This window comes from Methylomonas sp. AM2-LC, from assembly GCF_039904985.1.
Taxonomy (GTDB): Bacteria; Pseudomonadota; Gammaproteobacteria; order Methylococcales; family Methylomonadaceae; genus Methylomonas.
In genome coordinates this window covers 4,755,202-4,779,337 of the sequence record NZ_CP157005.1, presented here as the reverse complement: position 1 = coordinate 4,779,337, position 24,136 = coordinate 4,755,202, and the positions used below count along the sequence as shown (strand labels likewise).

Below are 24,136 nucleotides of genomic sequence, written 5' to 3'. Positions count from 1 at the left end.
TTATAGAGGTCATAACCTGCAATGTCTAAGGGCTTGGCCAAGCAGCGGCGGATGCAGGTAGCTGAGTCACAGAACCATACTGGCGGGGTTTGACCGTATTCATCAATTGCTGATAAAACGCCATCAATGTTTGCGGATTTCCGTAACGGCCGGCAATAGTCACGTATTCGTCCTGGATCTGTTCGCGGGCGACCCGCAATGAATCCATCAGCAACTTGGCATAGGCATGGTCGTTCATTTGGGCGGCAGCCTGTACTGCACTGAGGGTGTCATTGACGATCAATTGCGCCATTTCCAAAGCGATCACCGGTGCCGCTTCTTCCGCCCAGAGTTTGGCAATCCCGGCATCTTCACGAGCCAGGTTATGGATCATGCCGCCAATTGCGTCCGGCACGGTTTGCATGAAGGCTTGCTCGGTGGCCGTGATGGTTCCGGTATTAGTCGAGAATTTATAGATCAGACCATTGCCGGTAGTGGCCGAACCCAAAAGGATATCCATCACCCTTTGTTTCAATCCGATCAAATTGAGGTTTTGGACAATGGGTTTAAGACATTGATCGGCGCCATGACCATCTGAACAGGTGTACATGTTCACGGTTTGATAGCTATTGCCAGCATCGTTACCGTACATCAAGTCTTTGATGCTCAGTATCGGTGGCGGCGCACTGATGGCATTGTTTTCACCCTTGCCGTCCGGGGCAGCTTGAGGCGCATCGACGATTATCGTGCCAGAAATACTCATCACCGCTTCCAGCAAACTATTGCCGCCAAACCGAAACCAGGCGCCGGCGTTTTGATTGACCAAAGCCCGCCAGACTAAATTGCCTTGAATTTTTTGTGTGAGATCATTGGGTGAGTTTTGTTTAATCTGCTGTATCGGATCGCCCAGGGTACTGGTATTGGTCCAACTGGAAAACACATCGCTGATGCCTTGAGTGAACGAAGCATTAGACAGATTGGCTTTACTCTGTAAATCAAACGCCTTCACCGTATCGTTGACCAAACCTTGCGATAATCGGCAAGAATTACTGAACATCTGGTTCATCTCCTGGATTTTCTTTTGCATATCGGTCATCACCGAGGCACACCAGGGACACATCGCTCCGATGGCCAGTTGAAATGCGTAACCAGCGGCATTGCTGGCAACGTTACGCAGTAACTGCACAAACTGGTTGAAGTTGATGAAACTGAAGCTGCCGCCAAATAGATCGATGCCGCCGCAACCGGCGCTGAATGAGGGTGGCACAAAAGAAATCAGGTTGGTGTTGGTAATTCCGTTACGAGCCACTAAACTGCCACCGGTAATCACACCCCGGCGTTGACCTAGATGCGCGGTCGGTGCAGTGAAATTGGTCATGGTGCCGAACATTCCATCCATTTCCTGTTGCAAGTCGGCATAGACGGGTACTGAACTCTGAACCAATAACACCAAGATCAAAGCGCGTTTTGTAATCGGTTTGCTCATGGGTTACTCCCAAATTGCGCACTGTTTTGCAATGCCTGGATCAATGACAGTGGATCTTGTGCGGTGGTCGGACTGATACTGCCGGCAGTTGGCAACAACATTGGGGTGGAGCGAATACCCTGGGTGGTTTGGTACTGGGAAGGATCGATCCAACCGGCTTCCTTGCCGGCCAGTAAAATCCGTCCGGTCATTTCCTCCAGCGACAACACACCTTGCGAAAGCGGCACGATCTTCTTGGGCGGTTTCATCAGGAACATGGCTGGTGTCTGTTCTACACCCAGTAAAGCAGCCTGGCCTCTATCGAGTTTAAAATTGCCAAACAAGCCATTCGGCATCGGTAATCCGTCCAGTGACACTGCATAAACTTTGAAGCCATAGGCTCTTTCCAGCATGCTCAAGATCGGTGCCTGCACATGGCAGTAAGCGCAATCCGAACGGAAGAAAAACAAGATTCCAGCTTGTCCGGCAATATCTTTCAAAGCACGTTCTGCGGCAACGCTGGCTTGGTGATTGGCTTCATTGGCGGCATAAGTCGCAATCGGTCGACGAACCGTTTCATCCAGTTGCGGATCTGACATCACCACATAGCGAGCGGCGTTGGTAAAGCGTTCGGCTTTGTCCATCATTACCCGTTGCAGGTAATAGAACGCCGCGACATTCTCATGACTGGGATCGTCTATTGCTTGATTGAGATAGCTCTCCATGTTTTTACGAAGCCAGGCTGAAGATAATGGCGCGGGTTCATCTGGAGGAATTTGTGTTGCTTGAGTTGGCGGCGGTACTTCAACCTTTGGCTGTTTATCGTTGGTTTCGGACTGACTTGGCGCTGATTTTAGCAAATCAGGCTCAGGCTTCTTTCCTAAAACCGGTTCTGGCAGAACTTCATACCAAAACCAGCCGCGTTGTTTGTCGGCAAAATACGAAACCTCGGGTTCAGCCACAGCCTCGTCCCCACAGGCGGAAGACACCTGAAACATCCAAGTCAGTAAAATCAGTAATAGGGCGTAGTTTCGGTTCATAGCCGAATTGTCCATTATCTCCGCTACTGATTTGCCGACGCAGAAGTGCAAATTAACACTCTACGTCATCCAAAAATCATCAAATTTATGCTAGGCAAGATGATTGCAAAAGGTGGCGATTTTCGCTATCTGCGTCAGCCATTTGTTCAAAGTGTCGATTTAAAATTCCCCAACATTCACCTAGTTTCTTAAGCGAATCAAGATCAGTGATCCCGCATAGGAATGCAGTAACCCAATCCCTATAGATATGGGATTTGAATGGTAAAAAGCACAGAAAATTCGAAGGCGAAATTTTCAATAGGGATTGACCAATTGCCAATTTGAATAGGGACGACAGCCTCGATAATCCGGTCGATTCCATTGTAAGAATCCCTATAGGAATAGGGATTTAAGTTCCAGAAATTCCATAGGGAATTAGCGGTTTGGTTTTTAGATTTAGGCTGGAAAACACCCATTTTTTAACGTCAAAAAGACTATAGGGATAGATGGACTCAATCCCTATAGTTAAGTATTAGGGATTAATCATGAAAATTGAAACAGCAAATATTTTGCCACCCGAATTTACTGAAGCACAGGTTTTGGTTTGGCTTGAGTCTAAAGTTGAGCGGCTGCACTCAGAAGCCCAACTATTGGTTGATGATTATTGGTTACGCTGGAAGGCTGAACAATCAAAACACGAAACTTCCCAGCGTGGCCGAATAGGCGTACGGGTTCGACGCCGGGAGGAGAAACTCTCATTCAGCATCGAGTGGTTTCAGCTGGCAATGATACGCGAAAACGGCCAGCGTAAATCCATAGCTAAGTACCTCAAAAAAGGCCCAGGCTATCGTTATCCATTGGTGCGTATTCTGCAAGGGGAGCCTGAATGGGAAGCGGAATTGGTTGAAGAGTTGGAAACCGAATTTGTCGATATTCGAAAACAAATCGATCTCTTGGGCAAAATACGCGATGCCCTGCAAAGCTATCGTAAGGCTACGCAAAACCGTGAACGTTGAACAAAAGTGATATTGAGGGTGTCAATCGGGGAACCTAAAATTCTAATATTGTATATTTTATATCCAGTCTTTCGAAATAAAACAATAAAATCCGCTATTACCTATTTTTTGTTGACAGACTTCATAATTAGACTTATAAATATACTATAGGAGTATTTTATGAAACGAGTCATCCCTACAAATTTTCCTGACGATCCTTTCCTGGATAGCCCTGTCACATTAGGCGCGGCCATTCGCGCTGCTCGCACGCAGGCAGGGTTGAGGCAGGAAGATGCCGCTCTGAGCATTGGGGTTGCCTTGCAGACTCTGGTGGATATCGAGGCCGGCAAAGCAGGCGTGAGTATTGGCAAAATTCTGCAAGTCGCTCAAGCCTTGGGTGTGTCACTGCTGGTCGTGCCGAATTCGCAACGCGATGTCGCCCGTCGACGCTTGGCCGATTTAACGAGTAACCCGCTATGAAACTTGAAGTCAAAGCCAACGGACAGTGTATTGGTTGGCTAAGGGTGGATAACGATAGCGGTCTTTACCAGTTCGAATATTCAGCAAACTGGTTAAGTCAGGAAAAGCGATTTCCGCTTAGCCCAGTCTTGCCCCTGGATACTGGCATAATCTCAGCAGAACAGCATAGCGCCGCCGTGAGACAGTTTTTTCAGAACCTGTTGCCGGAAGGCCAAGCCTTGGATGATGCGGCATTGGCCAACAAAGTTTCAAAAGCCAACTTAATGGGGTTACTGATCGCTTTAGGTCAGGAAACGGCAGGTGCTTTGACTATCAATCTGGCAGATCGCCCCACTCAAACGGAGCTTGAGCCAGTCGCGTCAAGCATGCGATTATTGTCCCAAGAGGAATTGTCAGTGCGTATCCGTTCTCGCCCTGATGATGCCTTCACAGTTTGGGACGGTAAAGTACGATTATCGATTGCAGGCCACCAGGACAAAATCGCTGTACTCGAAAAACACGGCCATTGGTATTTAGTCGATGGCGACCAGTTGGCGTCCACCCACATTCTCAAACCAGACCCTATCCAGTCACGCCTGAAAGGGATGACCATCAATGAATTTGCGTGTATGAAACTGGCTAAAGCGGTCGGTATACCTACGGCAGAAACCAATATGCTATGGATACCGGAACCGATTGTATTGATCCAGCGCTTTGATCGAGTGATACAGGCTGATCATATCCAGCGTTTGCATTGCATTGATGGCTGCCAAGCCTTGGGTTTAGGCGTCAGTATGAAATACGAGCGTCCTTATGGCGATGGCCGCGATGTTCAGCATATAAGGGAGGGCGCGTCCTTGCCCAAACTGTTTGCTTTACTGGATCAAGCCAGTTCGAAACCCGCTGTTGATCGTGTAGGCTTGTTACGGTGGGCTATTTTTCAAGTCTTGATCGGAAACACCGATGCGCATGGCAAAAACCTGTCATTTTTCATGGATGCCGGCGGATTGAGTCTGGCCCCGGCTTATGATCTGGTTTGTTGCCTGTTGTACGCAGAGGATCGAATCGCCGATACGCTGGCCATGGCGATTGGCGATAACTTCAATCCAACGGATTTGTCTGCCTACGACTGGGCTTTGATGGCTCAAGAATGCAGGCTCAATCCCAAACTGGTTAGTCGCGAACTCAAGCAGTTGGCTAACAAAATCTCCACTGTCTGGCCCAAATTACAGATAGAACTGATTCAAAACGGAGCCAAGCAACCTATCTTGGACGGGATTGGAGGCATTCTGCTGCGGCAATGCGAACACGCCAATAACATCGCCGCCGAAATACCCAAAGTGTCTCCTAAGTTACTGTGAATACCAAACTCTAACCTTAAAAGTTATCCACAGATGACAAATCCCTATATAAAGATTAAAAAAAGATTATAAATAGATTAGCACCCATTTTTTTGCTGTTTTCAAAATCGCTGTAAGCCTTGCCTGACAAGGTCTGCGGCGATTTTAAAAAACGGGCTGAGCGTCGGTCGAATGCCGTGTCAAACGTCGGTCGAATGCCGTGCTTTGCGTCGGCCTAATGCCGTGCCTGTCGGTCGAATGCCGTTACCCCGTCGGCCGAATGCCGTGCCTGTATCGGTCGAATGCCGTATCCCCGTCGGTCGAATGCCGTGTCGATGAGCTAAAACAGGCGCAAAATAGCGTCGGTCGAATGCCGTGCCATTTTAGTGGGGTTTGCCGTCCAAATGCCTTTTCTGACAAGGGGTTGGATGTTTTTTGATCTTGACCGAATCCTCCTCCACTTCAAAACTTTCCAGGGTGCCGATCGCGACCAAAGCATCCAGGGCTTTGCGTAACCGGTATTTGAAATCCCTAAGTGTTTTGGCGCTACTGCCGCTCAAACGGTGGATAGTGGTGATTTTTAAGGGGTAAGGCGCTGCGTGTGAAGATAAGAATCCGTGCAGCCACAATGCCAGTGGATGTTTGCGCAGTTTTTGCCGTTGAGCAAATTCAATATACGTGTAGCCATCCTCAAATAGCCGAAGCATCGATTCCGTGAGTTCGACCACGTAACGCTGAGTACGCTCATCCCGGTGATAACGCAGAAAACCTTTTTCGCCAAAGGTATCGCGGCCGTTGAAGGTCATTTCCACAAAGGCGCCGCCGAGTCTAGCCATGGATTCTTTCAGCCATTCATGCTGACTCTTACCGGTACTTCTGCCTAATGCGGTTAGCATGGCATGCGCACTGAAAGTGACATTGAATCCGGGTAATTGCTGCCTGGACAGATGCACGATATGCATCCAGACATCCAGATCGGACTGATTCAATTGCACGCCTAAATACCGCACTTCGATCCCATCGACCGCAGCCAACAACGTACGTTTTTTATAAGCAATACGCTCATTACCTTGAATGCCGGCAAACAATGCACTGCGCAAACAGGCATTCGGCGTGCCGCGCATACTGGTCGGCCAACTTGGTATCATCTCCAAGGGTTCAACGACTTTCAGTTTGGCTTTTTTGCGGTCTGCCAATTGCTGGAACCGCTCGGTAAGATTCGCTATGGAGTTGATATCTGTGTTATCCATAACGCGCCCTTACTTCTTCAGATTGCCGGGATTGCAACCCCGGTTCAGGATATTGTGCGGAATTTGGGTATGAGCAACCAAGGTGTGCTCATCGGCTGTCATGTCGAGTTGATGGTGACAATATTTTCGCCAGGCACGCTCAGTCATCTCCGGATCAGTGACATCGACATCAAATTTTCCAGCAGTATTGGTTTCAACCAGGGCTAGTTGTTCAATCCCAACTGCTTCGTTCGTTTTTACTGATTGAAATAGTGGCTTTGCGTTTTGCCTGACAACATGCTCAATGGACGTGGCTCGCAAAACTGCACCGACTAACTCTCCGCCTTGCCAGGCATTATCCAGTCGCCAAGGTGTTTCAGGAATCGAACTGGATAAAATCGATTCAATCACCGTTTCACCGATACTTGATCTGACAGCAAGTGTATCGGTTGGCGTGACGACTTGGGTCATATCGGCGCAAGCGGTACAGATCATCGAACACAAAATAAGGCGGCAGGCCATGGGGGACATAGATTTCATAATGACTCCTGAATAAAAGCAAGCCAACTACCCTAACCACAAAAAAACATGATTTGTCTGACGCAGAGACCCAAAATGACAAGCTGCGTCAGCAAAATGCACGTCATTTTTTGCCATGATCATGAGTTATGACATCGATTACTACCCACTTCATGAGCCGCCTAGCCAAACGTCTGTTCGGAGACAGATCTGTACAACCTATTGTCCAGACTGTACTCGACGAAGAGATTCCGCGTTACCCGCCATTTATGAAGGGCTTACCCGCTGCACCTGTCGATCGCATACTGACCAGTCAAGCCGAACTGATACAAGCCATTGAGCAAGCACTGGCTCTGCCGTCCAACCTCTACCATACCATTGCCGCGCCGGTCATCGCCCGCTATGCCGCTTTCAGTCATCTGCTGCCCGCCTCAGAATCCCACCATCATCGAGGGGCTGGAGGCTTGTTCCGGCATGGGCTAGAAGTCGCGTATTGGGCAACTTTGGCTTCTCAGGGTTGTTTGTTTGCCACGGACGCCACACCCAGAACACGTAAGGAATTAGAATTACGCTGGCGACTGGCTGTTTGTTTTGCAGGACTGTTACATGACATCGGCAAACCAGTTTCCGACATGGCGGTGGTTGACCGAGACGGCAAGCATATCTGGAACCCTTGCGATGAAAACCTCAACGACTGGGCAGCCCAAAATGGCATAGACCGGTATTTTCTGCGCTGGCGGGAAAACCGGCATAAGCGCCATGAACAATTTTCTGCTTTGGTAATCGAGCGGGTTCTCACCCGCAGTTCGAGAAGCTATATCCTGGAACAAGGTCCGGAAATCATGCAAGCCATGCTGGAAGCTATTAACGGTCTGGATCGTGGCGCCAAACTTTATGAACTCGTGATTTCCGCAGATTGCAGAAGTGTGGAGCGGGATTTGAAATCTCATTACCACAGCGTGGATTCGGCTATGGGTATGCCGATTGAAAAATACCTGTTCGATGCCATGCGCCGGCTGATCAAATCAGGGCAATGGCTTGCCAACGAAAAAGGCGCCCGCCTCTGGCGTTTCAAGGAAGGCCTGCATATCGTCTGGCGTACCGGTGCTCAGGATATTGTCGATATCCTGGCCAAAGATAAAGTCCCAGGTATACCAAGAGATGAAGATACCTTGGCCGATATTTTGATCGAGCGCGGCCTGGCGATTCCTAAAATCTATGCGGATGGTAGACAGTATCGTTACTGGCGCATGCAACCGCAGGGTTTAAATAACACCCTCTACATGTTACGACTGGCATCCCTGGAATTGATATTCAGCAATGAACCACCTGTTGTCATTGAAGGCATCGAAATAATTGACGATGATGTTGCCTCGGAATTTTCAACAACGGAGACAGCCAAGGTATCGTCTCAAGCAGACAAGAAAAAGTCATCTGTTGCTAAAGTAACAAACAGTATTGCCAAACCAACTGTGATAATTCCAATCGAGATACAGGATAGTCAGTTGGAAAACGCGGAGAATCAAGTTCTCATCAATCCCAAGTCCAATCAAAACAATCAGGAACAGTTGGTTATCTCTGAGGCTAATCTTGCTGTAGAGCCGCCTTTATCTGTCAGTGAATCAACCAACACCGCCGCCAGCCAAAGCGATCAACCTCCGTCAAAATCAACCAAGTTAAATAAGACAAGCAATACCTCCAAAACACTTACGAGCGAGGCTGAAAACGGTAAAGCCTATGGAGTTCTGGAAAAACCAGCACTTACTGAGAAAAATACAGCTTCAGCCCAAAAATGGCTCTCAAATCAAGGTGTGGCTGGCGAATGGCTGATAAGAATTGCCCAGGAGATAAACGACGGTCATTGGCAAATCGGCGTGGATTTGTTAGAGACACAAAACAAATTGTTACTTTCATTCCCTGGCGTTGCGCAGAAAATCGGTGTTGATCTCAATCTGTTCATCAAAACCCTAGATGACCAAGGCTGGATCATCACCGACATCCTGTCGCCGATGCGTAAAGTCCAAGTTATTCAAGAAGTGCGAGGTGTGCTTTTAGCTCCAGAACCAAGCGCGATGTTGAAACTGCTACTGACCTCAACTCAGCCAAAAACACAAACAACTGTTCAGAAAGCTAAAGAAACCGCACCAAAATCGCCCAAGCCTCTAAAAACCAATCCAGCGCCTAAAACAATCGAAACATCTGCCAAACAGCAGAATCAAAAGACGTTGGCGAAAGATCAGGAAGGTCAGCCGGAATTCCAAAATAGTGGACAACCATCCGCGCTCACCAAACTTACTAACGGAACTGGCAGCACTGACGGCAAAAATTCAACACTGAAAGAATTAAAAACTCCACTACCAAATTCTGAGCAGCTTTACCCTAAAGATTACCCCGACCAGTCAGAATCCGATCGCCCGATAGATTTTAATACTTCGTCATACAGCTTAGCGGCGACGGCAGTAATCGAACAAATATTAAAATCACTGCCAGTAACAGCCCAGACTTCAGATGAAGAAAATTGGCGTGAGATAGACAACGCCACTATTTCTGAATATGCCAAATTTTATACCAATTTGAAACGATCTCTATTACTGAGGGAAATCCACAATCACCCTGACTGCCGCCACGTCGACGGTCGTTTCCTATTACACATAAAGCCATGAAGTCCGATTACGACTACCAATTTCCTTGGCGGCCAATCTTTGAAGTCACTGCCATTGCTGGCTGGATAGTCGGCGCTGGACTGGCATTTTTGACCAGCCGCTGGTCGGGTTTGCCGCACGAACCCTTCAACTGGTTGATGATCGCCTGTGGCGTGATGGTGTTATGGCGTCTGCCACCAACCATCAGTCTTTGGTACCGGAAGCGGCAACTGAGTCAGTTTAAATTCCAATATCTTGATGTGGAAAAACTGATACAGACTGTCAAACGCCACCCTGATGAACTATGGTTCGGCTGGGGTTTTGATTGGGTGCAGAAGCACGCACAATTGGCGTATGAGATTTTAAAACGCGATGTCTCCACCCTGATTCCAACCGATCATCAACGCATGGGCTCGGCCTGGATACATGGGTTGGAGATTTCGGAAAGCGATATTCGGCAACCAATTCAGCATACTGCAGGCCACACCTTACTGGTCGGCACCACCGGCGCAGGTAAAACGCGGGCATTCGATGTGCTGGTCACTCAGGCGGTATTGCGCGGTGAAGCGGTGATCATCATCGATCCTAAAGGCGACAAAGATTTAATGGCCTCAGCCAAACGTGCTTGTGAGTTGGCTCAACGGCCAGACCGGTTTGTGTATTTCCATCCGGCCTTTCCGGAAGACAGTGTACGTCTCGATCCTTTGCACAATTTTAATAGGGCTTCGGAAATTGCTAGCCGCATTACCGCCATATTGCCGAGCGAAAACACCAACGATCCCTTCAAGGCTTTTGGCCAGAAATCCTTAGATAACGTGATTCAAGGACTGATGGTGATAGAAGAACGACCCACTTTAGTGAAATTGCGCCGCTATCTGGAAGGCGGGCCATCGACATTAGTGATACAGGCACTGGAGCGTTATTACGATAAAGCACTGGGCGATTGGCGGCAGGAAGCCAAACCATTTCTAAAATCAGCCAAGGACATCGATTCCAAAGCTGCTGGTTTAGTGCGCTTTTATAGAGAAGTTGCACAGTATCAGGCGGCTAATCTGGACCTGGAAGGCCTTTTGTCCTTGTTCGAACATGATCGTACCCATTTCAGCAAGATGGTTGCCTCCCTGATTCCAATCATGAACATGCTGACCTCAGGGCCATTGGGGCCTTTGTTGTCCCCGAATCCGAATGATGCCGATGATCTGCGTCCTATAACCAATACCGGCCATATCATCGAGAAAGCCCAGGTGACCTATATCGGTCTGGATTCACTGTCCGATGGCTTAGTCGGCAGCGCTATTGGATCAATTTTGCTGGCCGATCTGGCTGCGGTGGCCGGCGACCGTTACAACTACGGCGTCTCGGACAGACCTGTGAATGTGTTTGTCGACGAAGCCGCTGAAGTCATCAACGATCCTTTTATTCAGGTTTTGAACAAAGGTCGGGGTGCCAAAATACGCTTGTTCATCGCCACCCAAACCTTTGCCGATTTTGCTGCCCGCACAGGTTCCCAGGACAAAGCCCGGCAAGTGCTGGGCAACGTTAATAATCTGATCGCATTGCGCATCATGGACAGTGAGACGCAGGAGTACATCACCGACAATCTGCCGAAAACCCGGCTGAAATACATCATGCGCACGCAGGGCGTCGCCACCAGCGCCACTAATCCCACGGTATTTTCCGGCAATGTCGGTGAAAGACTGATGGAGGAAGAAGGCGATCTGTTCGCACCGCAGTTATTGGGGCAACTACCGGACTTGCATTACATCGCCAAATTATCTGGTGGCCGAATCGTCAAGGGGCGATTGCCCATACTCCGCTCCAGTCTGGATAAGACATAGGTTTGACCATGCAGCGCAATATCCTTTTCAGTTTGTTGATATGGCTTATGGAAATTGTTTTGGTGGCAGGCTTCGTCTCTGATCAATGGGCAATGGAAATTCAGTCGGTGGAAGACAAAATGCTGTTCGATTATTTTGGCCCAAAAAAAGACGCCGAGATCAGAAAAAAATCGCAGGATTGGTTTGACCATCTGTTTGTCAAAACCGGCATTAGGAGCAGTGTTTACCATTACTTTATACCGACTGAGCGTGAACGACAAATGTCAGTTGGATTTGAAGATGTCGGCCGGCATGATCTGTTTCCGTTTATCGAAAGCCGACTGAATGTGCTTTGGGATACCGTCTATCAGATGATCAAGCGCTTCATCATGGCTTGTGTGTGGTTACCGTTTCTGGCGGTGGCTCTGGCGCCATTTATAGTAGATGGCGTGATCCGCCGAAAAATCAGCCAAACCAATTTTGATTACCCCAGTCCCATGGCGCATCGCTATAGCCTGTATGCCATCTTGGGTGCGTTTTATCTTGTGTTCATGGGCTTAACGCTTCCGTTTCCGGTACCGCCGCAGTCGATTCCGGTGGGTGTCTTTATCGTCGCTTATGCTGTCAATGTCATGCTGGCGAATACTCAAAAAAGGGTCTAGACAGGGCGGATTTTAATTTGAACAGGCATTTGTTCAGCAGCGTTAAACAATTTTATTAGCACTAAACCAATATTTTTTAACTGTAACCCTAATGTCATCGTTAATTTTGTGGTCCATCTAAGGCCGAGGAGTAATCAATGGATAGTCAAAATTTCAATATAGTCAAATCAACCGCAAACCCAACCAAGCTGATCTCTGAAATTATATATGCAACAAAACAGTTGTCGGAGGATGAGAATTCCCAAATTCTACAAGCTCAGTTGTTCCAGATCATCGGGCATTGCTTGGATCATCAACTGGACGAAATTCTGATGAAGGCTATCGAAAAAGCCCAGGTATTAAAGCTGGATGCTGTTCTTAAAGAAATTATCTTGAATGCAGCAGAAACTGATGTGGTCTGCATGAACTCAGGGAAGACTGGGGAAGCTATGTTGTTTGCCATTCCCCTAGCAGGCTGTTGAAAAACGAATCATCTTTTATTTCTTACTAAGAAAAACGCTATTTTTTTGAAAATAGCAGTCATTTTTCGGTAAAAACGGACGATTTCTCGATTTTTAGTGCCATTTTAAGGCCTTTCCCCATCAATTGGGCGCACTTATCCCTATGCCTGCGCCGTTATCGGTTGCAAGCATAGCAATTTTCGAAGTCGTACCAAGTTATACGCTGCGAAAGTGAGTAAAGTTTGGGTTGCCACATTGGTTAATCCCCGCAGCTTTGTTTTGCGCATAGGCCCAATGGTTTTGCTCCAACCAAAAATTTGTTCGATACGTTTTCGTATTCTAAGACTGATGGCATAGCCCGGTTCATGGGTAATTTCCTCTGCAATTGCACTGCTGCGTTTTTCTGTGATGTTTCTGGCAATGTGGGGGTTGATGCCTTGTAACTGAAGCTCGTTCACGAACTCTTTAACATCATAGCCCTTATCCGCACCCAAGGTTGATTCAGGATTGACATTCCATTTGCACATTTTAGTAGCGGCTTCGCGTTCCGCAGTCCCGGTGGCTTGTGTCGTTTCAACGCCTACCACCAAACCATGACGATTTTCCATAAGCGCGTGGGCCATATAACTCAGCCTCGCTTCTTTACCTTTTCCCTTCCGGTAGAGCATAGTTTCTGGATCGGTGGTTGATGCGTGAGTGTCGTTGCAACGTAACTCGCCTTTAAAATCAATCTGCGGATCGCGTTTATTGCCTCCGTCTTGATTGTCGTCAGATTTGCCTTTACCGTCTTTGCTCTGAAAGCTTTTCTGGGATGCCCAGGCTTCGATCAGGGTACCATCAACACTGAAATGTTCGTCCGATAACAAACCATATCCTCCGGCGGCGGCAACCACTCGATTAAAAAAATCACGCGTTAGGCTTTCGGTTAAAAGGCGATCCCGATTTTGTGAGAAGGTCGAATGATCCCAAACGGCTTCATCCATATTCAATCCGACAAACCAGCGGAATAGCAGATTGAAATCCAGTTGTTCCATCAGTTGTCGTTCACTGCGCACGGTGTAGAAAATCTGAATCAAGATCGCGCGTAATAACCTTTCTGGCGGAATAGAAGGTCTTCCGTTACGGCTGTAAAGCTTTTCGAATTCGCTGTCCATGCTTTTTAATATGCCATTCGTCAGCACCTGAACCGTTCTGAGTGGATGATTAACAGGCACCCGCTCTTCTAATGTTTTGTAGCTGAACCACTCTTCTTGCTGAATATCTTGTCCGCGCATGGGTTAAAACCTGACAAATTAACTATGACTATTTTATCATGTAAGTGTGGCTGGGTTTTTCAACAGCCTGCTAGTTATGATAAAAAATATCGAGAATGATCTACCCGATAGAATTCATCATCCTCAGCGTGCCTGTCAATTATTTCGAAAATTTGGCTTAATTAGTCATGACCATGAAATAGTATTGCATAATGAATTACTGACGGTAGAGGATATAAACTTTCCTCCCAGTAAAATGAGGAAAATAAATCGCACTCTCAGCCAGCAAGCTTTGCACGGCTGTCAAATGTTTCAGACTTCAAAAAACTCGGTGAAGACCGACAATGAATTAAGTGAAGGCAGAATCGTTTTGCGATTTTTAATCGGAGTGGCACTTTCAGATATGCGCGAGATCCCATTTTTGCCGGACGATAGTAAACTAAATGCCTATCAAACAGGCCTCGAACAATGGACGCCGGAATTTATACAAGAGATTAATGTTCAAACTGGCCATGTAGTTTGGGATCTTGATCCACCTAGAATTTTAAGTTCATCAGTTTTGCCGGGCATCCGTTTACTACATTATGTTGGCTTTTTTTATGAATTAAGCTGCGAAACTGTCAGCCAACAGTCCAACATAGCCATCATCAGTCAACATGGGGATCACTCCCAATGTCAAGAAATCAGAATTGGGTTTTATGATGCCAGTCATGAACAATTAACGGGCTACACTTGGCCATTACAGTGTTCAGACGATCAAGCTATTATTCTGGAAGCAGTTGATGAGATGTTGATTCGATTCAACATCGAAAAAATGACTATAGAGCATATTTTGCCGCGCACTCAAGGTGAAAGTGAAAGTCAGCCTTTTTTCCCTTCGCCAAAAGAACTCTTAAAACTTAATGAGCAAAAAGTGACTTTGCATTGACAACGATTTTAAGTTGAACTTGTTCATGCGAATGACAAAGATCCGTTCCCAAAGCATGAAATTGCTAGTTTGATCATTTCCTAGGCGCCGGTTCGCTCATTAAAAAATCGTCCGGCACCAAGGTCAGCAATTCACGCGCTTGCTCATGGTTTGCCTGGAGCCATTGCCGATACTCAGGCTCATGCAAGACCACGATGGAGAGCTTTTCATCGTCCGGCTTGTGAAACTGCCGCATAACTTGGTGTTCGGTTGCATTAATTGTTAGCATTGAAAAAGAAAAAATAAGCTCTCCGGTGTCTTGATCGACAAAGCGTTCCCAAATCGAGGCAGCCGCCAAAGGTGCAGAGTCAGTCCGATGAATTCGCCATCTGACGGCTTTCCCGGTTGCATAATTAGGTTCATAAAAACTTTGCATGATCGCCAGACCAAATTGGCGTTGTTTCCACGCATTTCGGTAACTGGGTTTTTCAGCGACAGTTTCACTCCGTGCATTATAGGTTCGAAGTCCGAATTTCTTTTTATCTTGAGCCCAATAGGGAATAAGGCCGAACTGGGCTAATTCGCAACGTGGTTTGTCACCGTCCATCCATATTAAAGGTGTTTGATACGCAGGATAGACGTCTTCACGCCAATTGTCATTAGGTAATTCGCATTGAAAATGGTCGCGGACCCATACAGCCTGCTGTGGATTAATGGATTGAAAATTACTGCACATTATGGAATATCTATAAAATTTGTGTAAAAGGGCTCAATCATTAGCCCTGTTTTTGGGTGACCGTACCCGCATATAACCAACAAGCATGTACGCAAAAACCCTTAGCAAGTAATTTAAGTATGGTATACGATAGAGACATGGTTTTTCGTACATTTTTAAGGGCGATTTGGGCGGCAATGTTGGAACTCTATCTAAACAGCCCGAAAACAAGTGTTTTCCGGCAGGCTAAACATGATAATTTTGCATCATAGATGCAGGAATCACATGGTTTAGCTACTATTGCCGTTTGTCTCACGAATCCTAACCTTGACCCAAAGCTGCTTCCTGCAAGGCTTACAGAGGAAGCTGGGTACAACCGTTCTTTAGGTCAAAAGACCCCGTCATCGTACCCAACCATTGTCTGTTGTGCCTACAGTGCTTGCGGAAGAGCAACATATCATTTGGCATTCTCCAAAAGCTCAGATACTTCCCATTGGTCATAGGCGTGGGAGCCGTATTTTACGGCAACGACGGTACCCAACCGATCCAGAAGAATGTCGGCAGGCAATCCGAGGGGGCCGTTTTCCATTTTTAGGCCCATCTTGCCAATTAGTATACCTTTAACGGCCGCCCACAGGGCCTTGGGGTGCAACGATGCAAACCAGGACGTTTCGACCCCAAATTGTTTGTAATACTTCTTTTTTGGGTCGGCCACTGTCGCGAAAGGTAAGTCATTCTGATATTTCCTCATTTCTTCTACTGAAGAATGGAACATGATGACTTCCATGATTCCCGCCGCTTCCAGATCATCTGCTTTTTGGGAAAAGGTATGTAAATGAAAATTGCAGATGGGACATCCGGCAAATCTTCGAAATTGCAAGTGTGTTAATTTTCGTGATGGATCAGGAACTGTTTGTGATTCTCCTGCGATTGTCTCTAAAGAGAACGGCGTTATTTTTTCGCCTACTTTTACTTTCATTTTCATCACCTTTTCAGTAGTTTTTAGGATAGGAATGGCCGGACAAGCGGCTGAAGTAATCCAGATTCTCGATACCGGTCAGACGCGGATATAGCGCCACCTGTTCTGGCAAATAGGCCACCAGACGCCGGGCTTGGTCGGTTTCTTTACAGACATCGTAACCGCCGATTCGGGCGCTGCCTGAACTGGCAGCAATAAAATTCAAAAACAAATGTATTGTCGTGGTTTTACCTGCGCCGTTTGCACCCAGCAGACAAAAAATCTCACCGGGCTCGATTTTAAGATTAAGCGCATCCAAGGCGGGATTTGAGCCATAGCTTTTACTCAGCTCGCAAGCTTCTAACATGATAAAACTCCCCTTGTTTAGGTAATTAGTTGGCAATTGATGGTCTGTCTGTCGATTAGTGCTAGGGAAAAGATCGATTCGCTTTGTGCTGTGAAGCATTCTCTACAACACTAACTTTCCGATCAAAAGACAAACGACGGGCTTTTCGTTTTTTTAACCAGATATAAACGCCGGTCACTGACAGCATCGTAATCACCAAACCCATCACGCAGACGAAAATCTTCATCGGCAAACCAAAAATTCTTGCCATATGAAGTTCTTGTATCAACCCGGTAATCGTATCGGCCAAACGCGTTGGCATCGCTTGCATGTGCGACCCCGACATAGGTTCTTCAAGCGGAACTGCGCCAGTGTCGGCATCGAACTCGACGCAGGCTTGGCTGTCTTCGGCATTCAACAATGTATTTGCACACATCGTGTAACGCCCGATATTTCGGTCGATAGCCAAGATCGTTTCATGCTTGATGGCAAAGCCATCCTTGTTCGCCTTTTCGCCAAGTAAAACTCTGCCTCTGGTACGCGCTGCCGCCCATCCCAGTTTGGAATTTTCAAGCGTGGCCGAGCGGGAAGGCAGGGCGGGTGCGGGCAGCAGTTCGGGCGGCTGTGCGCCGAACAGCGTATTCATCACCTGCGTATAGACTTCATTCAAATTGAAAGCGACACTCGACCAGGCGAAGATAAATAACATGATCCAGGTCCACAGCCCGGAAGCCCGGTGAAGATCGAAATTGATGCGGAAAGCACTGGCGTTCCATTTAACCAACCAAGCTGGAGCCCATCGTGTCAACCAAGACTTACCCGTTGCAGTGCGAACGCGATGTGGCTTTGGCAGGGTTAAAAAGAACGAGACAAAACAGTCGAGCGTCCATAGTAGTGCTACGATTCCAAGAATACGCGCACCCAGCCCGGCGAGATTAGCCGGTAACGCCAATGTCATATGCAACCGGTATAGAAACCAGATGATATCCTTGCGACCAGACAAGCCCTTGGTGATATTTCGCTCGCCGATTACCTCGCCCGTGTAAGGGTCTAAATAAATCATCGGTACGCCGACTTCGTCGTGGAATACACCCAAATCGCCAGGAAGCTTCACAAATTCTTTCACAGCCACGTTTTGAACGCGGGGAGTCAGCGAAAATTGGAAACTTCGCCCTAATTCAACATAAAGCGGAGCTTCATCGACGCGCATATTTGGTACACTCGCCTCGGCCTTTTCAATCAGGTCGAGAGGATCAAGCATGGGCGTATCGCGGGTCGCAACGCGCAACAAATCAGGATTAAGCCATAAATCCAAGTCGTCCCTAAACGCCAGTAGGCTGCCGGTCAACCCGACGATGACGAGAAAAATCGTCATGGAGAGACCAAGATAGCGATGCACCAATACCCAAAAATGTCGTGTCATAGTTGTTTAGAATTGTCGTTTTATCTATATGTCGGTTGAGACTCCGAAACCAACACTGGAAATTGGGAAATTCTCGGTAGTCTGGAATCCGCGCAATTTGAAGTTATGAAGCCTATGGAATCTGTTGCGATGGTGAAATTATCGTTAAGTGAACAATACCAGCATTGTTTGATTCTAATGCTGGTTTTCGCTAACGTTTAAACACAACCTGCGGTTCTGGCTTCCGTGGTTTGGATTCCCACTAAAACTGAATTCCAATCGAACCCATAAAACTGCGTGGTGTGCCAAAGTCCACTGCGTCCACACCGGTAAAATTGGTGTATATACCGGTGTAGTAGTACTTATTCAAAAGGTTATTGACATTTAACTGTGCGGTGAGCTTGGATTTACCCACTTTAAAGTGATAGGAGGTCATTATGTCGAGCGTCGCATATCCGGGTATGGTAATAGAAGGTTGATAGCAACACCCTGTTTGTCCGTCCCGCACCGTCACTCCGCCGCCAAACTTTAAGCCTAACAAATCTCCCTGTTGTATCTCATAAGTGTTCCACAGTCTGGCGGTATTTCTTGGAACGCCAAACATTCGTGTTCCAACAGGGTCAACACTACCTGTAGGCGAAAAGGCATTGGTACCATCATTATTACTTTTGGTGATCCTTGCATCCGTATACGAATAGGTGGCTATAGCATTCCAACCTGGCACAATTTCGCCGGTCATATCAAATTCAAAACCTCGGCTTTGAGCTGCGCCGACTGCAAGAACAAAAGGACCATTTGGATAATTTGGGTCGGTCGTAATAATATTGGTTTTGGTCAAATCAAAATAGGCCAAGTTGGCGCGTAGACGACCCTCATAGAATTCGGTTTTGATGCCGCCTTCATACTGGTTTGCACTGGTGGGAGGGACAGCCTTGCCGGGGAACATAATACCCTGATTGGCACCAAAACTTTCCACATAGTTAGCATATAAACTTAGCCAGCTCTGCGGTTGCCATAGTATGCCGACACGAGGCGTCACCGCATCTTGAGACTGAGCAGTTTTGGTATCTTGAAAACAAGATGAACACCCTATTGATTGTCCAAATGATTTCAGATAACTACCGTATTCATTACTCTGATTTTGATGAATATTTTGGTATCTAATGCCACCCATTACATGCACATGATAAGGCAGTTTAATCTGATCCTGAATATAGAAGCCAAATTGATCGGTCTGTGTAGTCGTAGTTGTATACGGAGTCAGATTGGATACCGAAATACCGGCCATGGAATGCACAGGATTAAAAATGCTAATAGTTGTTTGTGGACTATTATCAACCCTGAAGGCATTTCCAGAATTAATTCTATAATAGTCCCCTCCCATCAGTAAGGTATGATGAAGCCCAAAGGTATTGAAATGACCTGTCAAATCCAGACTGTTGGCGTAAGTGTTGTTATCCCAAGTATTCCCCATATATTGCCTACTTACGTCGGTAGCAGTTGCAGAAATAGGCATTATCAAACTGTTTATATTTTGGTTCTGCTGGTTAACGGAAAACCGATGTTTCAACGACCAGTTGTCGTTAAATTGATGAGACCAGTTAAAACCACCAAAAATATTTTCAACTGAACCTGGCGAGTATTCGCCATAATTTACGCTCCTCGGAATGGGAAAAAGCTGTCCTGGCGATATGATATTGCCATTCGAATCAAATGTAGTGCCAAATCTTGGTACCCTTGAAACTGCAAGACCTAAGTTTTGATAGTTATATTCCAATTCAAATGTCGCTTGAGTTCTGGGGCTAATATTCCATTTCAAGACCGGCGCAATAAAGACATCCTGTTTATTTTGAAATTGAATAAATGAGCCACTGTCTTGATAGGACATATTCATTCGGTACAATAGCGTATCATCTTTAGTCAAAGGTCCAGTGGCGTCGACGGTGGTGCGGTAATTACTGAAGGAACCGAACTGCTGGTTTAGCGCATAATAAGGCGTTGCCAAGGGCTGCTTGGTGATCACATTGACCATGCCGCCTGGCTCGACCATGCCGTAAAGAATAGCCGCAGGGCCTTTCATCACCTCGACGCTTTCAATGTTGGACATTTCTCTGGTGGCAGAACCCTGCTGTAAACGAAAGCCGTCACGAAAGAAAGTTTCGGAGGCAAAACCTCGAAAAAATAGTGCTTGACTGGTGCCGGCAGCAGCTGCGTTATAACTCGCGCTGTTAACTGTTACACCGCTGACATTTTGCAAGGCATCCGCGACTGTGATCACCTGCTGATCCTTCAACACCTGCTTAGAAACCACCTGTACGTTCAACGGTGTTTCCATGATAGGCGTATCGGTTTTGGTGCCGCTGGTGGCGGTGGGTAGGACGTAGTCTTGGTTATAAGGGTCTTTGACGTCGTAGATACTATTGCCGACCACCGTCACCTTGGGTAATGTGGTTAACTTTTGTTCCAATAGACCGCTTGAGTCCGACTGTCCATTGGGATTGTCAACTTTCTCAATCGTGATGGCATTGTTTGGGGTTAGTCTGCTGGTCAGGCCCGTGCCACTTAACAGTTTATCTAAGGCCTCTTTAACAGTGAAATGACCGGATAAGCTTTGAACGGTCATCCCTTTGACAAGCTCGGCTGGATAACTGATTTGCAAGTCTGCTTCTTCAGAAAGTTGGTTTATTGCGGATTGCAGCGGTTGTGCAGGTATGTTGAAAGTTTGCTTGTTCACGCCCTCTGCGGTTGCGGAAAGGCTGTGTTGGATTAGGAAGAAGGTGATGATTGCAACTGCTAAAGTTTGTGATCGAGTGGTTTTTAGAGCAAATAATTGCGGCATGTATAAACTCCTTTGTTGACATTATTGCCTGCATAAATCCTGTCTCTTTCGACACAAATTCATACGGGTTGTATGTAAGACAATTGAGCGTTAAAAATCCCCCTTCGATGTTAATTTTTTTTACCCACAAGTAAAATTGATCAGGTCGACGTTAGAGTTGGCTGATCACTGTCAACCAGTTAGTGACGTGAGTAATTTTAATTGGCAAGGTTTGTTCAAGAGTGTCAAGCGCCAAAATAGGTTGAGTAAGATCAAATCGAGCATTGATCCGGTAGGTTTTCAGATGGCTGTCACTGAAGAGAATCACACCGGGTAGGTATCTATCCATTTCTCTGATCACATCGGCCAGGGGAGTATCTTGAAAAGACAGACGGCCATTGAGCCAGGTTGAATGTTGGTTATTGATAATGGATTGGACGGCAGTAAGACCAGCGTTTGTATTTGTCACTTGTTGGTCAGGATGTAATAAAGCACGTTGCTGCAATTCCACATTGCTGACTTGAACCAACCCCTTTATCACGGTGATTTTATCTTCTGTTTGTGTTTCCTGCACAATAAAACGCGTACCTAACACCCGTGTTTCAGTATTTCCGCTGTCAACAACAAAAGGTTTGGTCGTATCAGGCTGGACGTCAAAGTAAGCTTCGCCTTTAAGCAAATGAATGTAACGCTCATCGTTTTTATAAGCGACTGAAATGGCAGTATCGGTGTTTAGGGTAATACTGGAGCCATCTTTGAGTTGAACTGTTTGTGTTTCGCCTACCGAAGTGTAGTAATCGGCCTGAATTTTGGTAATCGGATCAAACAATATCAAGCAAAATACGAAACTAGCAGCAAGCGCTAAAGGCAGAGTTCTATTCCAGAGCTTATGCTTACGCTGTGTTTTTAAAGTTGTATAGGACAAGCGAGAAAGTGTTAACGCCTGATTGAAATCGGCGTCACTCCATAGTTGCGCAGCTTCGTTATAGGCCTGCTGATGTGCTGGATTTTGTGATTTCCAAACTTCAAACTCAATTTTCTCTTCTGCTGACAATCCTCCGGTTTGAATATGGGTAAACCAGTCTAACGCTTGCTCAGCAATCAGGTTATCTTGCTCACTGGCTGGCTCGGAAAAAATCGTGTTGATGGGTTTGCGCATGGCGAGTTTTGTATTGAATATATAAGGTAGGCACTTCATTTCGGATAAAAACACTTTCACGATATAACCAAATGTAAAAAATACCTCAATAGACTTTGCATAGTTAATGCGCATCTGTTCTGGAAATACCCTTTAGTCGGCATCCCTTTCTAACATTTTATCACGACAATACTTAAGTCCTTTTGCGATAAGTCTTTCCACTGCTTTGACGGTAACATCCAACTCATTAGCCACTTCCTTCATACTCATTCCTTGCACCTTATGCAGTATAAAAGCATCACGGCAACGGGGTGGTAGTTCTTCAACAATCTGAATAAAAAAATCCAGGCGCTCCTGCTGGTTAACCAGATGCTCCGTTGAAGGGGCGTTAATATCATCAGCAACCAGATAATGGGAATACGATTCAGCAACTTTGTTGCGCCTGAGGTGATTTAAAGCAAGATTGATGGCAATGCGAAACAGGAATCCACGAGGATGTTGAATAATTTGCTCTTGTGCGGATTTGGAAAGAATAAGATAACTTTCCTGAGCAATATCCACGGCTGTTTCGTCGCATTTTACAATATTGGCAACATGTCTAACTAACTCGACTCGATGAGCGTTGAATAAGGCGCTGATATTGAGGATATTGGAAGCGGGTGTTGTCATGCTAGCAGATTGTTGGCAGGCGCTTTAATAAACAAGTCGTTGATTTTGCGGAATTGGCTACTCATGGAGATTGATTTGCTAAAAGATTGGTTTTACTATTTTCAAAACACCCAAATTAATGCAATTATTGAGCCGTCTGCATGTTATTAATATTTATATGTTTTTTTGTTTAAGCAATTAAAAAATATGGCATATCCCATATAGACTGTGTGAAACCACACATTTTTGATTATTTAGGACCCGTTCACTAGCTAACCCCCCCCCATATTCATGGCCGACCGTAAGGATTGCTTCGTAAATGAGTAAAGTTGCCTTGTAACCCTTGGTATTACTGGTTTGGAAATACCAACCGCAAGAAAAACTAGCGATTGTCTTGCTGTAAACAATTCGACCGTTTGACTGAGAAAAAGTATAAGAAAACTGATTACGAAAATCAAAACAAGGTTGAATGTTTCGATTTTTTATTTTCTTATTCTGCCTGTTACTCATTGTCAGGTACCTTAGATTGGTTATTCTTTGGTAACGTTGATGATAATGACTATGATTTCTTGCAAACATTAGGCGAATATCAGTATTTCGCTGCTTATTCAAACCAGTTTTCTAAGGCCAAATTCTGAAAGCCATCAAAGTCCTTCGTGTTTCGGGTTACCAGAGTTAAATTTTGGCTAACGGCAATGGCGGCAATCTCGCCATCTGCATAAGCGCAGGTTTTTCCTTGCTTTTGCAAGCGAGCCCGCTCTTTTGCGTACCACTCAGCAGCAGCTTGGTCGAAAGGCAGCACAACCAATCCATTCGCCAATAACATCGCCAAATAAGACTGTAGTTGTTTTTTTCTTTTTGACGCAGTCAGTAACTCGCAACCATACACCAGTTCATGCCATACAATTGATGCCGTTGCATATTTGCCATCATGATCGGCAAATTGTTGTAATACTTTTTCATCGGGTTCTAAGCGTGCGGGTTCTGAAAGTATGTTGCTATCCAGCAAATAGGTTATTTGTCCCATGAAAACTCTCGTCCCTGACTGGTCGAACGTATGTTTTTAAGCTCAGTATCTGTGAGTGCGCTATCACCCTCCAAGTTAGTTCGCCATTGCTGGATGGCTTGATACAAGTTATTTTCTTTATGGGTGAGCTTTTGATAATTGGCTTCTGACAACATCACCGCTACCGGCTTGCCATGGCGGGTAAGATGAATGGCATCATCCGATTCAAGTTGATGGATCAATTGTGACAGGTTGTTTTTTGCCTCGGCTATGGTGCTGGTTTTCATGGTTAACTACTCTATTATGGCTATAGTTATAGCCATAATAGAGGTTTCGATGACTAATTTCAAGTTGCTTTACCGGAATCGGGAATCGAATT

The 24,136-nt window shown here is 46.2% G+C and carries 22 protein-coding genes; 8 read left to right on the top strand and 14 right to left on the bottom strand.

Features of this window, described 5'->3' with window-relative positions; all coding sequences use genetic code 11:
- Positions 1–25: 25 nt before the first annotated feature.
- Positions 26–1,465 carry a conjugal transfer protein TraH gene (locus ABH008_RS21450; protein WP_347987645.1) on the bottom strand — a complete coding sequence of 480 codons (1,440 nt, stop codon included), beginning with the start codon at positions 1,463–1,465 and terminating at the stop codon, positions 26–28.
- Complete coding sequence (locus ABH008_RS21445; protein ID WP_347987644.1) at positions 1,462–2,484, bottom strand: conjugal transfer protein TraF; 1,023 nt, start codon at positions 2,482–2,484, stop codon at positions 1,462–1,464. The genes ABH008_RS21450 and ABH008_RS21445 overlap by 4 nt, the downstream gene beginning before the upstream one ends.
- Positions 2,485–3,008: 524 nt before the next feature.
- Here ABH008_RS21445 and mobI point away from each other — a divergent pair.
- The 3 genes from mobI to ABH008_RS21430 all read left to right on the top strand — a co-directional run bounded on the left by mobI (position 3,009) and on the right by ABH008_RS21430 (position 5,278).
- Complete coding sequence (gene mobI / locus ABH008_RS21440) at positions 3,009–3,479, top strand: conjugative transfer protein MobI(A/C) (RefSeq protein WP_347987643.1); 471 nt, start codon at positions 3,009–3,011, stop codon at positions 3,477–3,479.
- Between the two features lie 159 nt (positions 3,480–3,638).
- Positions 3,639–3,938 (top strand): helix-turn-helix transcriptional regulator, encoded by a 300-nt coding sequence (locus ABH008_RS21435; RefSeq protein WP_347987642.1) that lies wholly within the window; start codon positions 3,639–3,641, stop codon positions 3,936–3,938.
- Positions 3,935–5,278, top strand: a complete 1,344-nt coding sequence (locus ABH008_RS21430; protein WP_347987641.1) for a HipA domain-containing protein — start codon at positions 3,935–3,937, stop codon at positions 5,276–5,278. Before ABH008_RS21435 ends, ABH008_RS21430 begins: the two co-directional genes overlap by 4 nt.
- Before the next feature lie 362 nt (positions 5,279–5,640).
- Here the strand turns inward: ABH008_RS21430 and trfA are convergent, their stop codons facing one another.
- A complete protein-coding gene (gene trfA / locus ABH008_RS21425) occupies positions 5,641–6,507 on the bottom strand; it encodes a plasmid replication initiator TrfA (RefSeq protein WP_347987640.1) in 867 nt (288 codons plus the stop codon).
- 9 nt (positions 6,508–6,516) lie between these two features.
- Entirely contained in the window at positions 6,517–7,026 is a 510-nt protein-coding gene (locus ABH008_RS21420) for a hypothetical protein (protein ID WP_347987639.1), read from the bottom strand.
- A gap of 128 nt (positions 7,027–7,154) precedes the next feature.
- Here ABH008_RS21420 and mobH point away from each other — a divergent pair, with 128 nt between their 5' ends.
- From mobH to ABH008_RS21400, 4 genes are all read left to right on the top strand, one after another.
- Complete coding sequence (gene mobH, locus ABH008_RS21415) at positions 7,155–9,668, top strand: MobH family relaxase (RefSeq protein WP_347987638.1); 2,514 nt, start codon at positions 7,155–7,157, stop codon at positions 9,666–9,668.
- A complete protein-coding gene (gene traD, locus ABH008_RS21410) occupies positions 9,665–11,485 on the top strand; it encodes a conjugative transfer system coupling protein TraD (RefSeq protein ID WP_347987637.1) in 1,821 nt (606 codons plus the stop codon). The genes mobH and traD overlap by 4 nt, the downstream gene beginning before the upstream one ends.
- An 8-nt stretch (positions 11,486–11,493) precedes the next feature.
- Entirely contained in the window at positions 11,494–12,126 is a 633-nt protein-coding gene (locus ABH008_RS21405) for a DUF4400 domain-containing protein (protein ID WP_347987636.1), read from the top strand.
- Between the two features lie 137 nt (positions 12,127–12,263).
- Positions 12,264–12,587 (top strand): hypothetical protein, encoded by a 324-nt coding sequence (locus tag ABH008_RS21400; RefSeq protein WP_347987635.1) that lies wholly within the window; start codon positions 12,264–12,266, stop codon positions 12,585–12,587.
- Between the two features lie 140 nt (positions 12,588–12,727).
- On the opposite strand, the gene ABH008_RS21395 is transcribed toward ABH008_RS21400, so the two are convergent.
- The gene (locus tag ABH008_RS21395) at positions 12,728–13,840 is read right to left on the bottom strand and encodes an IS5 family transposase (RefSeq protein WP_347987634.1); all 1,113 of its coding nucleotides are present in this window, start codon (positions 13,838–13,840) and stop codon (positions 12,728–12,730) included.
- Between the two features lie 76 nt (positions 13,841–13,916).
- On the opposite strand from ABH008_RS21395, the gene ABH008_RS21390 reads away from it, so the two are divergent.
- Positions 13,917–14,747, top strand: a complete 831-nt coding sequence (locus tag ABH008_RS21390) for a hypothetical protein (protein WP_347987633.1) — start codon at positions 13,917–13,919, stop codon at positions 14,745–14,747.
- Positions 14,748–14,820: 73 nt separating this feature from the next.
- On the opposite strand, the gene ABH008_RS21385 is transcribed toward ABH008_RS21390, so the two are convergent.
- The 9 genes from ABH008_RS21385 to ABH008_RS21345 all read right to left on the bottom strand — a co-directional run bounded on the left by ABH008_RS21385 (position 14,821) and on the right by ABH008_RS21345 (position 24,044).
- Positions 14,821–15,462, bottom strand: coding sequence for an SOS response-associated peptidase family protein (locus ABH008_RS21385; protein ID WP_347987632.1), 642 nt, complete (start codon positions 15,460–15,462; stop codon positions 14,821–14,823).
- Between the two features lie 436 nt (positions 15,463–15,898).
- Positions 15,899–16,420, bottom strand: a complete 522-nt coding sequence (locus ABH008_RS21380; protein WP_347987631.1) for a peroxiredoxin-like family protein — start codon at positions 16,418–16,420, stop codon at positions 15,899–15,901.
- A 13-nt stretch (positions 16,421–16,433) separates the two neighbouring features.
- Positions 16,434–16,766 carry an ATP-binding cassette domain-containing protein gene (locus tag ABH008_RS21375; RefSeq protein ID WP_347987630.1) on the bottom strand — a complete coding sequence of 111 codons (333 nt, stop codon included), beginning with the start codon at positions 16,764–16,766 and terminating at the stop codon, positions 16,434–16,436.
- 61 nt (positions 16,767–16,827) lie between these two features.
- Positions 16,828–18,168: a PepSY-associated TM helix domain-containing protein gene (locus ABH008_RS21370; protein ID WP_347987629.1), complete on the bottom strand. Its 1,341-nt coding sequence runs from the start codon at positions 18,166–18,168 to the stop codon at positions 16,828–16,830.
- Between the two features lie 241 nt (positions 18,169–18,409).
- The gene (locus ABH008_RS21365) at positions 18,410–20,986 is read right to left on the bottom strand and encodes a TonB-dependent receptor (RefSeq protein ID WP_347987628.1); all 2,577 of its coding nucleotides are present in this window, start codon (positions 20,984–20,986) and stop codon (positions 18,410–18,412) included.
- Between the two features lie 151 nt (positions 20,987–21,137).
- On the bottom strand, positions 21,138–22,238 hold the full coding sequence (locus tag ABH008_RS21360) for a FecR family protein (RefSeq protein WP_347987627.1): 1,101 nt from the start codon (positions 22,236–22,238) through the stop codon (positions 21,138–21,140).
- An 18-nt stretch (positions 22,239–22,256) separates the two neighbouring features.
- Entirely contained in the window at positions 22,257–22,772 is a 516-nt protein-coding gene (locus ABH008_RS21355; RefSeq protein ID WP_347987626.1) for an RNA polymerase sigma factor, read from the bottom strand.
- A 583-nt stretch (positions 22,773–23,355) separates the two neighbouring features.
- On the bottom strand, positions 23,356–23,778 hold the full coding sequence (locus ABH008_RS21350) for a type II toxin-antitoxin system VapC family toxin (protein WP_347987625.1): 423 nt from the start codon (positions 23,776–23,778) through the stop codon (positions 23,356–23,358).
- Positions 23,766–24,044, bottom strand: coding sequence for a type II toxin-antitoxin system Phd/YefM family antitoxin (locus ABH008_RS21345; RefSeq protein WP_347987624.1), 279 nt, complete (start codon positions 24,042–24,044; stop codon positions 23,766–23,768). Before ABH008_RS21345 ends, ABH008_RS21350 begins: the two co-directional genes overlap by 13 nt.
- Between the last annotated feature and the right edge of the window lie 92 nt (positions 24,045–24,136).